This window comes from Paenibacillus sp. P2(2022) (assembly GCF_029522175.1).
Classification (GTDB): domain Bacteria; phylum Bacillota; class Bacilli; order Paenibacillales; family Paenibacillaceae; genus Paenibacillus; species Paenibacillus polymyxa.
Genome location: NZ_JAKWFI010000002.1, coordinates 276,132 through 290,808 on the forward strand (window position 1 = coordinate 276,132; position 14,677 = coordinate 290,808).

Consider the following 14,677-nt stretch of genomic DNA (forward strand, 5'->3'; position numbering starts at 1 on the left):
GGGGAAGCCGGACTAATAAGGTTGAACGCTTCACGGAAGGCGGGTTACCCTAGTACCGGATACACCTTAGAATCAACATACAGTAGTATTGAAGGAGGGCATAATTGTGACTACACCAGATCGTACTCGCGTCACTGTAGAGATCTACGGTACTTCTTATAAACTTGTCGGCAGCAATAGCGATTATATGAAGCAGGTTGCTAATTACGTAGATGAACGTATGCACAGCATTTCTCAAGCACATTCGCGTCTGGATATGCCCCGAATTGCCGTGCTGGCTGCGGTTCATATGGCTGAAGAAGCTGTACAAATTCAGGAGATTCAGAGCCATATGAACCGCTTGGCAGCGGAACGGGCGGAGCTCCGGGGAGATCTGGCCCAACTCCAGACGGCTCTAGGGGAACAACAGCAGAAAAATACAGATATGCACCAAGCCCTTGTTCAATTGAGGGAAGAAAAAGAAACGACGCAGAAGAAACTGGTGGAGACCGAATCTACATCAGCCAAGGAAATTGCCGAACTAAGGGCAAAGCTTGAACAGCAGGAGAAAAAAGCGGCTGAACTTGAAAATGCACAAAAACAAGCTAAGCGTGAATTGGAAGAATCTCGTCAAGAGGCTTCTCGTAAGCTGAAAGAGCAGCAAGAGGCTGCAAATGCGCGTGTCCGGCAGACAGAAGAGCAGTTGAAGAAGGAAATAGCCGAAGCGGCTAAACAGGCTGAAGCTAAGCTTTCCGCTGCGGAAAAGGCTCATCAGGAGCGAAAACGTATAGAGCTGGACAATTTGCGATCTACTTTGCAGCAAGAGCATAGCCAGAAGATAAGCGAATGGCAGATCAAATGCTCCGGGCTGAATGAGCAGCTGGAGCAGGAACGTAAACAGGCTGAATTGGCTCTAAATGAGGAAAAGCTCCAGCATGAGGAAGCGCAGAAACGTGCTGAAGAAGCTGCACTGGAGCAGGAGATTCGGATGGAGGAGCTTCAGGAGCAATTAGAACAAGTACAAGCAGGAAATGCAGAGCTTTCTTCTCGTCTGGAGAAGGCTCAAGAGCAAGCTGCAGCATTGGAGCAACAACAGTCCGAGCTGGAGGCTGAACTGCAAACACAGCAACAGGCAGCAACAGAGCGGGAGCAGGCAAACACGCTTGCGCGTGAAGAACTGCAAAGCAGATATGATCAGTTGGTGAATGAAGCCAAGGCTACGCAGCAGCAGGCGGCTAAGCTGGAGGAAGAGCAGCGCCGGATGCAGAAGCTGCTGGAGCAAGCTCATGTATCTTCTCGCAAGCTGCAAAGCGAGCTGGCTACGCTGGCTGAAAGTGAGAAGGCATGGAAGAAGCTTGCAGAAGAACGTCAGTTGGCAGCCGATGAGTTGGAGCTTTCCCTGCTGGAAGCGCGTGAACAGAAGGAAGCGACAGAGGAACAACTACAGCAGACTGTGGCTGAGGTTGAGGCTGCTAATGATAAATATGCTTCACAACAGCAACGGCTGGTTCAACTTGAAGCGAAAATCAAGGAGCTGTCGCCTGAGCTGATTCGTGTTCAGGACGAGCTTGAGAAAGCCCAAGTCCGAGAGCAAGAGAGTGCGAAGGCGTATCAATCGCTTCAGGAGCAATATGGAAGCATGAAGAGCCGAGCTGGACAGCTGGAGCAACATATTAAGCAACTCCAGCAGGAAAATCATGACCGGCAAAGTGAATTGGAACGTGCTGAGAAGGCCTCTGTGGAATGGCAGCTTAAATACGATCAGTTGAAGGCTGAAGCGGAACGTTTGGAAGCTGAAGATGCTGCCCGCAAGGAAGAATTTGCTTCTTGGGAACGGGAAATAGCGGTAACGATTGAACAAAAAGAACAGCTTCAGGAGGAGATTCGTTCCGCGGTTGAAGCTGCCAACACCGCAAAGGCAGAACAGCAGTCCATAGAGCAGGAACGCATGGCCTTGCAGTCTGAGTTAGATGAAGTAGGTCAAAAATATGAAATGGCGGCTCATCAGCTTCGTTTACTACAAGTACAACAGGACGTAGACCGAGAAAATGCAGAGAAGATTTCAACAGAATTACGTCAACTAAAGGAAGAATACACCAAGCTTCAAACCGAGTATAATGAATGGATTGAGCTTATCGAACAGGATCAGTAGATACGGATTATAAATGTAAGGCAATCCCCGGCTGCTCATGGCCGGGGATTGTTTGTTTATGGTATCGCTAAGAAGTATAAATGACAAAAAGCTGTCCTTTGGCAGATGAATCTGCTTCGGGACAGCTATGCTGGAAGTGTTTGCCGAAATTATTTCCCTTCCTTGCGCCCGGCTTCAAATGGTGTCGATACCGGAATGAAGAGATCGATAATCCCGATAACCAATGCAGCGAGCAATGCGCCCATAATCGAAACACTAACATGGGCCACGACATATTGAGCGACCCAGATAACCAGAGCGCTCACTAGGAAACCAACGATACCGCGTCCAAATGGAGAAACGCGTCGACCAAATATCGCCTCGACGATATAGCCAATCAAGGCAATGACAATGGCAAGGATCAGCGCACTCCAAAAGCCGCCTACACTAAATCCGGGAACGATCCAGCTTACGACCATCAGAACCAGAGCGGCAACGATGAAACGTACAATGTGCCCAAGAATGCTCACGGAATAACCTCCTTTGTTTTTTTGAATTAACAGGGTTAGACAAAGGTTAGTGTGTGGCATGAAGAGCTTTCTTATGTGTAAAGCAGAGTTGGCAAATAGCGTAAGTTTGCTGCTTTCGGTATAATATAGATATAAGTGAAAGGAGCAGTGAAGTTGGACTCTAAAATTTTTAAAACCCTTGAATATCAAAAAATTCTAAATAAACTAAGTCACTATGCCCAAACGGCAACGGGACAACAGACAGCCCTTCAATTACAGCCCAGCGATGATTTGGAGCATATCAAGAAATTGCTAAAAGGTACGGATGAGGCCTATGCTGCTGATCGGCTGAAAGGAGTGCCTTCATTTAACGGAGTGGTGGATATCACTCCTACGGTGAAGCGTGCCCGTATTGGAGGAACGTTAAGTCCGCAGGAGTTACATGGTATTCGGACAACGGTTCAAGCTGCACGCCGTATACAGGTGTATGTAACAAGTCTGCATGAGGAAAATCCGGTTGAAACATTGCTGTATTGGAGTGAGCAACTTTCGGAACAAAGAAGTTTGGAAAACTCCATTAAAGGCTGTATTGACGAAAATGCAGAGGTACTGGATTCTGCCAGTACAGAGCTTTCACAAATTCGCCGGGAACTGCGCTCCGGTGAAGTGCGTATTCGTGAAAAGCTGGATTCCATGATTCGTTCCTCAACTGTGTCCAAAATGCTTCAGGATCAGTTGATTACGATTCGTGGAGATCGGTTTGTCATCCCGGTCAAGGCCGAATACCGTTCTTATTTTGGCGGAATTGTGCATGATCAATCCGGGTCTGGCGCAACCTTGTTTATCGAGCCAGAATCCATCGTGGCCATGAACAACAAGCTGAGGGAAACCAGGCTGAGAGAAGAGCGTGAAATTGAAGTCATTTTACAAAAGCTGACCGCACTTGTCGCAGAACAAGCGGATATGTTGCTGTATGATGTGGATATTTTAGGCAATCTTGATTTTATTTTTGCGAAAGCTCGTCTCGCTCGTGAAATGAAGGCAACGCTGCCCTTAATGAATGATCGCGGGTACTTGAAGCTGAAAAAGGGTAGACACCCTCTAATTCCGTTGGAACAGGTCGTTCCCATAGATGTGGAACTGGGTAATTCGTACACCTCCATTATCGTTACCGGACCGAACACAGGGGGGAAAACCGTTACCCTGAAAACTATAGGTCTGCTAAGCTTGATGGCGATGTCTGGACTGTTTGTGCCTGTTGAGGATGAAAGCCAGCTCTGCGTGTTTGATGCAATCTATGCCGATATTGGTGACGAGCAGAGCATTGAGCAAAACTTGAGTACATTTTCCAGTCACATGACCAATATTATTAGCATCTTGAAAAATATGACACCCAAAAGTCTTGTATTGCTTGACGAAGTGGGAGCAGGAACGGACCCGGCAGAAGGTTCTGCCCTGGCTGTATCTATTCTGGAGCATATACATGCTCTGGGTTGCCGCATGGTGGCGACGACTCACTATAGTGAATTGAAGGCGTATGCCTATGAGCGCAAAGGAATTATTAATGCAAGTATGGAGTTTGATGTCGCTACATTAAGCCCGACTTACCGCCTTCTGGTTGGTGTACCTGGGCGAAGTAACGCTTTTGCCATTGCCGAGCGATTGGGATTACCAGGACGTATATTAGACTATGCCCGTGGTGAGGTAACCGAAGAAGACCAGCGCGTCGAGCACATGATTGCGTCACTGGAGCAGAACCGTTTGACCGCTGAGCAAGAACGGGAAAAAGCAGAGCAGCTGCGTAAGGAAATGGAAGTATTGCGTACACGTCATCAGACCGAGCTAGATAAGCTGGAGTCACAACGGGACCGTATGCTAGAAAAGGCCGAAGACGAAGCAAGAGTTCTCGTGGATAAGGCTCGTAGTGAAGCAGAGAAAATCATTACGGATTTGCGTAAATTGGCTCAGGAAGAGGGAGCCTCGGTTAAGGAGCACAAGCTGATTGCAGCTCGTAGAGAACTGGATGAAGCAGAACCGAAACAACGCAAGAAAAGTACAGTCAAACGTCCGGCGACTCCGCGTACTCGTTCCATCATGGCTGGCGATGAAGTATCAGTTCACAGTCTGAATAAAAAAGGCCATGTGGTTGAACTAACTGGCAGCAAGGAAGCTATCGTTCAACTGGGTATCATGAAAATGAAGGTCAGTCTGGATGATCTGGAGCTGCTGCAACCAGCCCCAACGACTACTCCAAAGGTCCAAAAGTCAGTGACTGGCGTTAAGCGGACACGGGATGATAACGTGCGAAGTGAACTTGACCTTCGGGGGGCAAACGTGGAGGAAGCGCTGATGGAAGTGGACCGCTTCATGGATGAAGCGTTTTTAGCCAATCTGGGTCAGGTATACATTATTCACGGCAAAGGTACGGGGGTCCTGAGAACTGGTATTCAGGAGTACCTTCGCAAGCATAAGCATGTGAAAAGCTACCGTATCGGTAACTACAATGAAGGCGGCACGGGTGTAACGGTTGCTGAATTGGAATAGATATGGGTTGCTGACCGAGAACGCTTGGTAGAACGGGAGGGACGAGGTGAAGATGGCGATTGATGAATTGCTATCACATCCGTTGGGGATGATGCTGGGTTATTTCTCCGTGGCGGTGCTGGAGTTGATTGTATTTTTGTCCTGCTTTGAGCTGGTAACCCGTTATAAATGTTGGGAAGAGATCAAGCGAGGCAATGTTTCGGTAGCCATGGCAACGGGTGGGAAAATGTTTGGTATTTGCAACGTGCTCCGCTTTGCGATGGAGGCTAAATCCAGCGTATATGATACGATGATCTGGTCATTCGTTGGTTTTTTACTGCTACTTGCGGCGTACTTTCTTTTTGAATTTCTGACACCGGTATTTTCTATCGATCAAGAGATTAAAGAAGATAACCGTGCGGTCGGCTTGTTCTCTATGATTATTTCAATATCGTTGTCGTATGTGATTGGTGCGAGTGTAACTTGACACATCCTGTATACTAAAGCTTGGTATACGCATCGGAACGGAAGGATGATAAAGCTTGGAAATGACTATTTGTCCATGGTGTAACATGGAAATTATTTGGGATGAAGAATTAGGACCTGAAGAAGAGTGTCCTTATTGCCATAATGATCTGAAAGGATACTCAGACATAGCCGATGACGAAGAGGAGTCTGAGTCAGTTTCTCCATCTGTTCACAGACATACGGATGGGCATGAAGATGCGACACACGATCATGCGGTTTCTGTAAGTCCGGCGCTCGGCGCTCATGGAAAAGAAGACCTCAAGGGTTATCGTACATTAAGTATTCAGCTCGGCGATGATGAGGAGCAGGATATTTTATACGAGGCAGAGGATGAAATCGTATCTGAAAAGCCAGCTGATGCACCGTTATTGCAGGATAATGAGCTTCATAAGCTGCCTGTGCTGCATACTTTACAAAAATTCGAAGAAAGCGGTGCGGATCTAATGGCTTATGAGCAAGGTGCTGAACAATTACTCGACAGACAAGATGAGGTTCTTGAATGTTCCCAATGTGGAGAGTATATGCTGCATGCGGGTTCGCAAACCGTAACCAGAGAGGGCTTCGAACCATCGATGTCTCCGGTGCTCGGCAAACCTGTTCTGGACTTGCCGTTCGTCTTGAATGTTTATGTGTGTCCTAGCTGCTTCCATGTTCAGCAGACTTTGTCAGAGAATGACCGACTGCGAATGCTGGAGAAACTCAGCGGTATTTCCAATAATTAAATGGCAATTCCCCGGATAGGTCCCAGCTCAATACGGGCATGTTAAATCAAAGAAATCTTTGAACAAGCTGACTCGTAATAAGCTGATTGGTGATTTTTCCGTTAGGGGGAACTGCATTGAAATCAAACCTGAACGGACAATCCATTCTGCTATTAAGCTTGAATGGATTGTTTGTGTTTGCAGCAGCATTGTCCGGCACATTTCTTAATGTGTATTTGTGGAAAAGCAGGCAGGATTACGCGATGATCGGCTGGTTTAATGTCAGTCAACAAATTGCGCTGGGAATTATGGTCTGGGTAGCTGGAAAGTGGGTCAAGGAACATAACAAAATGAATGCCCTGCGCGTGGGAACCGCATTGTCCGGCTTATTTTATCTCATCGTGTTGTATACAGGACCGCAGGCTGTAAACTACATATGGCCGCTAGGAATGTTGTTGGGTGCAGCCTTAGGTTTATTTTGGCTAGCGTTTAATGTCATTTTTTTCGAAGTCACGGATCAGGCAAGCCGTGATCATTTTAACGGATGGGTGGGTCTGCTGGGCTCGTTTTCCGGTATAGTGGGTCCTTGGCTCTCTGGTTGGATTATTGCACGTATGGAGGATGACGCGGGTTATCGCGTGATATTCAGTATTTCTTTGGCCTTTTATGTCGTAGGAGTGGTGTTAAGTTTCTTTCTTCGCAAGCGTAAACCGACAGGAAAGTACAATTGGAAAGAGCCTAAGCAGCGTTTGTCGCAAAAAGGAAGTATGTGGCGTCCGTTGTCGTTATCACTTGTTACACAGGGCATCCGTGAAGGAGTGTTTGCTTTCCTGATTACGCTGCTCGTGTATGTAGTTACTCAACAGGAATGGAAGCTAGCACAGTTTTCACTTATTACATCGGGGGTTTCATTTTTCAGCTTTTGGGCTGTCGGAAAATGGCTCAAGCCACACTATCGCTCGGCTGGTATGTTGTTGGGTGCCGTGCTGTTGGTGATCGCGCTTTTACCATTATTGTGGCGTATGGAGTATAGCACGCTGCTGATTATGGGGATTGGCACCGCTTTGTTCATGCCCTTGTATTTAATTCCTATGATCTCTGCGAGCTTTGATCTAATGGGTACGAGTGAAGGAGATGCTAATCAGAGAGTGGAACTGGTTGTACTGCGCGAACTATGTTTAATGATAGGTCGGTTGACAGGAACACTCGTTTTCTTGGGTGTCCTAAGTATTAGCAAGGCTCCTACGGCGATGATCTGGTTGTTGATTGGGCTGGCATTAATGCCAGTGATTGGATGGGTTTTTATGCGAAGTGTGCTGAAAATGGAACAAAAAACGAAGCAAAGCAAGTCTCATTCCCATGCACGACGCTTGCACAAGCAAACCGAATAATTGAAAAATTCAATACAAAAGAGCCTCCAAATCCGTTGATATAGGAAAAGGAGGTCTTTTTGTATCACATTTAAATTATCGGTTCTGTAGTCTCAGGCGAGGGTTTGGTGGGACGGGTCAGAGAAAAAAGCTCCATTTCAGGTCGGTGTGTGCCCGTCAGTTCATCAGCCAATAGCTGTGCGGCCACCATGCTCGTAACCGTCCCATTTCCCCCGTAACCCTCCAAAAAGTAGCAGTTAGGAAAACGCGGATGTGGACCAATATACGGCAAGCCGTCGTGAGAAGAGCCGAATACAGCCGCCCAAGCATAATCGATTTGAAATGGGACACCGGGAAAATGCTCCTGTAGTGCTTGCAGCAGCTTGTGCTGTTGGTGCAACAGCCTGATTTCGCGCTGCTTGGCAACCAGTACAGGTTCATCCAAACCACCAATGATGATGCGCCCTTCCTGTGTTGAGCGCATATATAGATAAGGACGAGCAGTTTCCCAGATCAGACACTGTTCATGCCATAAAGGCGCCTCTCCGATTGGATTGGTGGCGATAGCGTAAGAGCTTTCTAGCACGGCTCCGCGATCTGTTTTAATCTCTTGAGTTTCATAACCTGTTGCAAAAACAACTTTTTTTGCACGGATCATCCGGCCATTGGCATGACAAACGACCTCATTCTCTTTGAATTCAAAATGCTTAGCTTCTGTATGCTCATATAAGCGAACACCGAGACGGCTGGCAGATTGCAGCAGTCCCTGGGCAAACAAAAATGGATTAACCTCGGCATCTTCGTGCGTATACAAGGCTGCTGGTTTTCGAAATGGAAATCGGGCAGCAACCTGTTGCTCATCCCAGTATTCCACTGGAAATCCAAAACGGGTTAACTGTTTATATTCTTCCTGCAGCACCTGCACATCCTCTGCAGTACTTGCGTAGTACAGGCTGCTGCGGCGAATAAAGGAAGGGTCTCTGTCCAGTGTGGCAGCCAGTTGATCTAGCTGATTCAGAGCATCCCTACACATACGGTAAAACAGTACGCCGTTGGTCTCGCCAAACGTGTTAATAAAAGAGGTTAAAGTCTTGTCATTGCTATATTGCAGCAATCCAGTATTGGCTGAAGAACTTCCATGTACCAGCCTTCGCTTGTCAATAAGTACAGTGTCGACCTGTCGTTCTCCCAATAACCGGGAGCAGAGGGATCCACCCATCCCGCCGCCGATGATTAGTACATCACAATTTATATCCTCAGCTAAAGGAGGAAAATCCAGCGTTTGCTCCAAGGTACTCGGCCAATACGTATTCCCGCTTATTAATTCCATATAAATAGCACTCCCCATAGGCAATATGTAGTATCTCTTATGTGTACATAGTATTTCGCCAAACGGACAAGATAACCAGCGTGCAACAAAACATTTAAGGAGGGACAAAAAGACTATGCAATCTATGAACATGCAACCCTTGTCAGGCAAAGAACTGGAGTACATCGTTGACTCCATTTCCAATGAGGAACTCCTGTTAAAACAATGTGCGGCGACAGCAGCGTCTATTCAGCAGCCTGCCATTCAACAAGCCTGTTTGCAACTGGCGAAAACTCATGAGCACCACTTGAATGTACTTTTCAATGCTCTTCAACAACATCAACAGCTTGCTCCTATGCAACCGCAGCAGTAATTACTACAAAAGGAGGTTTGACCAGATGTATTCACAAAACAATATGTCATTTATGCCCGAAGAAGATTTGCTCTATAGCATTCTTGCTGATATGAAACGTACAGTACGCGAGTACACAACAGCGACGACAGAATCCAATTGTCCGTCTGTGCGTCAGATGTTCACCGACCTTACGAATGATACATTGCGTATGCAAGGTGATTTGTATCATCTAATGAGCCAGAACAATATGTACGCCGCCCCAACGAAAGCACTGCGCATTGATTTGGACAAACAGATTCAAGAAGCTCGCAAGACCCAACAGGAATGCCAACAGTTCATTCAGCAGAAGTCATCATCCGCCAGAGCATATGGCCAGCCTATGCATCAAGGCCAGTCTACTCACCAAAGTAACCCTTATTATATGTAAACGGGATTTTCCGTTTTTGAAGCAATTTCCCATAACAGCCGTCCGTCTGCCGGGTTTACCGGGGAGGACGGTTTTTCTTTGCAGGTTTAAAGTGCGTATTGTATGATGTATAGTAATCTCTTTCGATGGAGGCCTTATGTAGAATGACAGAGCTGAATGAATTGAAATTAAAAGTACTGGAATTGTTAAAAGAAGATGCAAGAAGAACACCGACTTTGTTGGCTACTTTGCTGGGGGTTGACGAGCAGGATGTACGCACCTCAATTAAAGAGCTCGAAGATCAACATGTGATTGTCAAGTACGCCGCTGTAGTCAATTGGGACAAAGTTGATGACGAAAAGGTTACCGCTTTGATTGAAGTACAGATTACACCTGAGCGTGGAAGAGGATTTGAAGGGATTGCAGAGCGGATTTATTTGTATCCGCAAGTTAAATCTGTTTATCTCATGTCCGGAGCATATGACTTGCTGGTAGAGGTGGAGGGCCGAAACCTCCGTGAAGTCGCTAATTTTGTGTCGGAGAAACTGTCGCCTATTGACTCTGTTTTGTCTACCAAGACTAATTTTACGCTTAAAAAATACAAGCAGGACGGAATTATCTTTGAGGACCATGAGGAAGATAATCGTCTGATGATTTCGCCGTAAAGGAAGATCATGATGAATCTCAAAACAGAAGCATTTACCGACACCAACAAAGCCATGAGTTCTTATTTATCCCCATTGGTACGCGAGATCCCATCATCGGGTATTCGTAAGTTTTTTGACCTGGTGGGTGGTAACAAGGACATTATTACCCTGGGGGTAGGCGAACCCGATTTTACAACCCCTTGGCACATGCGGGAAGCCTGTGTCTATTCATTGGAGCGAGGCTTCACCAGCTATACATCTAATGCGGGAACGCCAGAACTGCGTGAAGCGATTAGTGAGTATCTGAATGAGCAATTTGACGTCCGCTATGATCCTAAAAATGAGATTATCGTAACAGTTGGAGGTAGCGAGGCGATTGATCTTGCGTTGCGCGCCTTAATTGTACCTGGTGATGAAATTCTTGTGCCTGAGCCGTGTTACATCTCCTATTCTCCAATCACTTCGATTGGAGGCGGGATTCCGGTCGGCATTGAAACGTTTGCCAAGGACGAGTTTAAGCTGACGGCTGAGGCGCTGGAGGCCAAAATTACACCTAAATCCAAGGTGCTAATTTTATGCTATCCGAGCAACCCGACCGGTGCTACGATGACTTATGAAGATTGGCTTCCGATTGCAGAAATCGTGGAAAAACATGATTTGATCGTCATCTCTGATGAAATCTATGCCGAATTGAATTATGGCGATAAGCACGTCAGCTTTGCTTCGGTACCAGGTATGATGGATCGTACGATTCTCGTCAGTGGTTTTTCCAAAGCCTTCGCTATGACTGGCTGGCGTATTGGATATACTTGCGGGCATCCTGATTTGATTGCTGCTATGCTCAAAATCCATCAGTACACCGTCATGTGTGCGCCCTCTATGGGCCAAGTTGCAGCCTTGGAAGGCTTGCGAAATGGTATGGGTGAAAAAGATCGAATGGTAGAAGCCTATAATCAGCGTCGTCGTCTGATGGTTGAGGGATTCCGTGACATTGGTCTGGAATGCCACGAGCCAAGAGGGGCTTTTTACGTTTTCCCGAGTATTCAAAGCACAGGCCTCAGCTCGGATGAATTTGCACAGCGCCTACTGGCAGAGGCCAAAGTTGCGGCTGTACCGGGCAATGTGTTTGGTTTGGGAGGCGAAGGGTATCTTCGTTGCTCATACGCGACTTCTGTCACTCAGCTGACGGAAGCTTTGGATCGAATTGGTCATTTTGTAGAAAAAGTGAAAAAAGAAGGTTAAATTTATTTTTTTATGGGTAATTCATAGAAAATAGTCTTTTATTTCTAAATTTCTATGCTATAATTTGAAATCGGAAGCAGGAAGTTCAATTTTTCAATTACAGGAGGAGTGCTCATGTCATATGTTGGATATAATTCGCCGAGTTCAATAGGATACGACATTTCCCTGGAAGATGAAATTTTGTTCCTGCGCAATGAGATGATGCGGACGTTTCAGGAAGAGCAGTCCTTGACCTCTGATCTTGTCATCGAGATTAGCTGCAAACTAGATTTGAAAATCAATGAATACATGAAGCTGTACGGTACGGAATGCAGAGTGTAACTGTGTGAAGTCACCATAGCTACGAAGAAGGCCGCAGGGCCTTCTTTTTTTGCGTTCACAACTTATGATATATTAGTGGCATGGAAGAGGGGGCGTACAGATGAAAGCAGGGCTAAAAAGGCTATCGCCATGGATCATCGGAATCATAGCACTTGTACTATTGGCTGGATGTGGGGGGCGAGACAAGGACAGCTTCTCCATATTTATTATGGATAAAGGGGATGCTTCAGTCATTCGTGACGAGCTGGCACAAAAGCTTAAGGATAAGCTGGGCGAACAGGCTCCGACAATCGAGATTTCAGTCAGCCCACTGTATAATCAGCAGAAGCTGGTCGTAGAATATGCGGCCGGAGAACATGATTTGTTTCTTTTGCCGGAAGAGGACATGAAGTTGTATGGACAAAATGGTTCGAATCTACCCTTAGATGATGCCTTTGACAAGAAGACATATGCCCGGGGTGTATTCGAAGGCGGCGTATTTAAGAAAAAGGAGCAAGGGGAAGAAGGAACGGATGTCATCAAGGAAACTCATTTGTTCGGAATTCCGGTGGAGCAGATGAAGATGTTTAAGGACCTAAAATATAACTCAAACACATTATTTGCTACCGTACCGCCACGCACAAGCAATAAGGAAGAAGCCATCAAGGTGCTGAAAGCACTCACAGAATGATAAAGGGGATGAAAAAGTATGGGGATTTATACCAGAACAGGTGATGAAGGACAAACTTCTGTGATCGGCGGTCGAGTGTCTAAAGATGACGACCGTGTGGAGGCGTACGGTACCATTGACGAGCTGAACAGCTTTGTGGGACAAGCGATCAGCTTTGCCGAAGGGGAAAAGTTTGCGGACATTCGGACTCAATTGGAAGAAATACAGCAGGAGCTGTTCGATTGTGGTTCAGATTTGGCGTTTGTTAAAATCAGTGAAAGTAAATATAAGGTCAAAGACGAGCTGGCAGAGCGGCTGGAAGGCTGGATTGATGCATGCCAAGAGGAAAACCCGAAGGTGGAACGCTTTATTATCCCGGGAGGCAGTACATTATCTTCGACGCTTCATGTTTGCCGCACGGTTTGCCGACGTGCGGAACGCCGTGCTGTTACACTAGGTAAGCACACAGATATCAATCCTGCGGTACGTCGGTATTTGAACCGCCTGTCCGATTATTTCTTTGTTGTGGCTCGCACTGCGAATGTACGTCAGGGTGTACCTGATGTCGAATATGTTCGCAGCAAAAAAGTGTTCCGCAAATAAGGAGGCAATCAGGAATTTGTGATGAGCTTGTACTATGAACCTATCGTATATATGATCCCTCCTGAGGAGGAGGGCATGCTGCTGAAGACCATTCTACAAAAACGTATGAACATTTCTCGCAAGCTCATATCCAAACTCAAGCTGACCGAACAGGGGATCATGCTGAACGGGATACGTGCGTATATCAGCGTAAAGGTGAAGTCCGGGGATCGAGTAGAGATCCGCATGGAGCGCGAGCGTTCCGATGATATTTTACCGGAACCCATTCCTTTTGAGATTTTGTTTGAGGATGAACATCTGTTAGTAGTGAACAAGGCGGCGGGGATGATTGTCCATCCGACTCACGGTCATTACACAGGAACGCTGGCGAACGGGGTTGTGCATTATTGGCAGACCAAGGGAGAGCTGTTTCGGTTTCGGCCTGTTCATCGTCTTGATCAGGAGACGACCGGCGTGCTGGTTGTAGCTAAAAATCCGTATGTACACCAGCATATTTCCGAACAGATGATTGCGGGAACGGTGGACAAGCGCTATACAGCTTTGGTGCATGGGCGCCCTGAGCAGCAGGAAGGCAGGGTGGACGGACCGATTGACCGCAACCCGGATAATCCGCATTTGCGTATGGTGACTCCAGATGGTTATCCTGCCCTTACGCTATATAAGCTGGAGGAAGTATGGAGCGAAGGAAGCCGCATCGGTCTAAAATTGGAATCCGGACGTACGCACCAAATTCGGGTTCACATGACATATATCGGATGCCCGTTAATCGGAGACAAAATGTACCGGATTACACCCGATGACGCTGTGCAACGTGAGCGATATGATCAGCTTGATGCCAGGATGCCTCGACAAGCCCTGCATGCTTCAGAATTATCCTTGGTGCACCCTGTGACCGGGGAGCGAATGTCGTTTTGTGCTCCTCTACCGGATGATATGATCGGAATGCAAGAGCTGTTAAGGGCTCAATATCCAGAATAAATATTCAACAAAGATTGAAACCAAATGGAGGTTAATCTAGCGATGAGCCAACTGAAAGTATACCAGTATTCTAAATGCAGCACCTGTCGTAATGCAGTGAAATGGCTGCAAAACAAGGGGCATGAGACGGAACTGATTCCTATTTTTGAACAACCGCCCGGCCCGGAGGAATTGGAAGACTTGATTAAAAAAAGCGGGCTGGAACTGAAAAAGTTTTTCAATACGAGCGGTGAAGTATACAAAGAGTTAAAGCTGAAAGATAAGCTTGGAGACATGAGCCGTGAAGAGCAAATTTCGCTTTTGTCCTCGAATGGAAGATTAATTAAACGCCCGATTATAACTGACGGGAATAAAGTAACGGTAGGATTCAAAGAGGAAACATTTGAGGGGACATGGGGAGCTCAGTAAAGCCCAATTTACCCCCAC

16 protein-coding genes are annotated in these 14,677 nt (G+C 46.6%); 14 read left to right on the forward strand and 2 right to left on the reverse strand.

What is annotated here, in order from left to right:
* Nucleotides 1-106 precede the first annotated feature (106 nt).
* Nucleotides 107-2,131, forward strand: a complete 2,025-nt coding sequence (locus tag MMB75_RS08450; RefSeq protein ID WP_045243981.1) for a DNA repair protein — start codon at nt 107-109, stop codon at nt 2,129-2,131.
* A 149-nt stretch (nt 2,132-2,280) separates the two neighbouring features.
* On the opposite strand, the gene MMB75_RS08455 is transcribed toward MMB75_RS08450, so the two are convergent.
* Complete coding sequence (locus MMB75_RS08455) at nt 2,281-2,640, reverse strand: phage holin family protein (RefSeq protein WP_016820537.1); 360 nt, start codon at nt 2,638-2,640, stop codon at nt 2,281-2,283.
* 153 nt (nt 2,641-2,793) lie between these two features.
* Here MMB75_RS08455 and MMB75_RS08460 point away from each other — a divergent pair, with 153 nt between their 5' ends.
* From MMB75_RS08460 to MMB75_RS08475, 4 genes are all read left to right on the forward strand, one after another.
* A complete protein-coding gene (locus tag MMB75_RS08460; protein WP_045243980.1) occupies nt 2,794-5,163 on the forward strand; it encodes an endonuclease MutS2 in 2,370 nt (789 codons plus the stop codon).
* Between the two features lie 52 nt (nt 5,164-5,215).
* Nucleotides 5,216-5,629, forward strand: a complete 414-nt coding sequence (locus MMB75_RS08465; protein WP_014599569.1) for a DUF350 domain-containing protein — start codon at nt 5,216-5,218, stop codon at nt 5,627-5,629.
* A gap of 55 nt (nt 5,630-5,684) precedes the next feature.
* Nucleotides 5,685-6,392, forward strand: a complete 708-nt coding sequence (locus MMB75_RS08470) for a hypothetical protein (RefSeq protein ID WP_016820535.1) — start codon at nt 5,685-5,687, stop codon at nt 6,390-6,392.
* Between the two features lie 116 nt (nt 6,393-6,508).
* Nucleotides 6,509-7,762 carry an MFS transporter gene (locus MMB75_RS08475; RefSeq protein ID WP_017426641.1) on the forward strand — a complete coding sequence of 418 codons (1,254 nt, stop codon included), beginning with the start codon at nt 6,509-6,511 and terminating at the stop codon, nt 7,760-7,762.
* Nucleotides 7,763-7,832: 70 nt separating this feature from the next.
* Here the strand turns inward: MMB75_RS08475 and MMB75_RS08480 are convergent, their stop codons facing one another.
* On the reverse strand, nt 7,833-9,071 hold the full coding sequence (locus tag MMB75_RS08480; RefSeq protein WP_045243979.1) for an NAD(P)/FAD-dependent oxidoreductase: 1,239 nt from the start codon (nt 9,069-9,071) through the stop codon (nt 7,833-7,835).
* A 115-nt stretch (nt 9,072-9,186) separates the two neighbouring features.
* Here MMB75_RS08480 and MMB75_RS08485 point away from each other — a divergent pair, with 115 nt between their 5' ends.
* The 9 genes from MMB75_RS08485 to MMB75_RS08525 all read left to right on the forward strand — a co-directional run bounded on the left by MMB75_RS08485 (nt 9,187) and on the right by MMB75_RS08525 (nt 14,659).
* Entirely contained in the window at nt 9,187-9,423 is a 237-nt protein-coding gene (locus tag MMB75_RS08485; RefSeq protein WP_016820532.1) for a hypothetical protein, read from the forward strand.
* A 25-nt stretch (nt 9,424-9,448) separates the two neighbouring features.
* Nucleotides 9,449-9,832 carry a spore coat protein gene (locus tag MMB75_RS08490; RefSeq protein WP_016820531.1) on the forward strand — a complete coding sequence of 128 codons (384 nt, stop codon included), beginning with the start codon at nt 9,449-9,451 and terminating at the stop codon, nt 9,830-9,832.
* Nucleotides 9,833-9,975: 143 nt separating this feature from the next.
* Nucleotides 9,976-10,476 (forward strand): Lrp/AsnC family transcriptional regulator, encoded by a 501-nt coding sequence (locus MMB75_RS08495; RefSeq protein ID WP_016820530.1) that lies wholly within the window; start codon nt 9,976-9,978, stop codon nt 10,474-10,476.
* A gap of 12 nt (nt 10,477-10,488) precedes the next feature.
* Nucleotides 10,489-11,700 (forward strand): aminotransferase class I/II-fold pyridoxal phosphate-dependent enzyme, encoded by a 1,212-nt coding sequence (locus tag MMB75_RS08500; RefSeq protein ID WP_045243977.1) that lies wholly within the window; start codon nt 10,489-10,491, stop codon nt 11,698-11,700.
* A 114-nt stretch (nt 11,701-11,814) separates the two neighbouring features.
* Nucleotides 11,815-12,021 carry an aspartyl-phosphate phosphatase Spo0E family protein gene (locus MMB75_RS08505; protein WP_016820528.1) on the forward strand — a complete coding sequence of 69 codons (207 nt, stop codon included), beginning with the start codon at nt 11,815-11,817 and terminating at the stop codon, nt 12,019-12,021.
* Between the two features lie 100 nt (nt 12,022-12,121).
* Nucleotides 12,122-12,691 carry a hypothetical protein gene (locus MMB75_RS08510; RefSeq protein WP_016820527.1) on the forward strand — a complete coding sequence of 190 codons (570 nt, stop codon included), beginning with the start codon at nt 12,122-12,124 and terminating at the stop codon, nt 12,689-12,691.
* 18 nt (nt 12,692-12,709) lie between these two features.
* On the forward strand, nt 12,710-13,273 hold the full coding sequence (locus MMB75_RS08515; RefSeq protein WP_016820526.1) for a cob(I)yrinic acid a,c-diamide adenosyltransferase: 564 nt from the start codon (nt 12,710-12,712) through the stop codon (nt 13,271-13,273).
* A gap of 21 nt (nt 13,274-13,294) precedes the next feature.
* Nucleotides 13,295-14,251 carry an RluA family pseudouridine synthase gene (locus tag MMB75_RS08520; protein ID WP_016820525.1) on the forward strand — a complete coding sequence of 319 codons (957 nt, stop codon included), beginning with the start codon at nt 13,295-13,297 and terminating at the stop codon, nt 14,249-14,251.
* A 42-nt stretch (nt 14,252-14,293) separates the two neighbouring features.
* Nucleotides 14,294-14,659, forward strand: coding sequence for an arsenate reductase family protein (locus MMB75_RS08525; protein WP_016820524.1), 366 nt, complete (start codon nt 14,294-14,296; stop codon nt 14,657-14,659).
* The last annotated feature ends 18 nt before the right edge of the window (nt 14,660-14,677 follow it).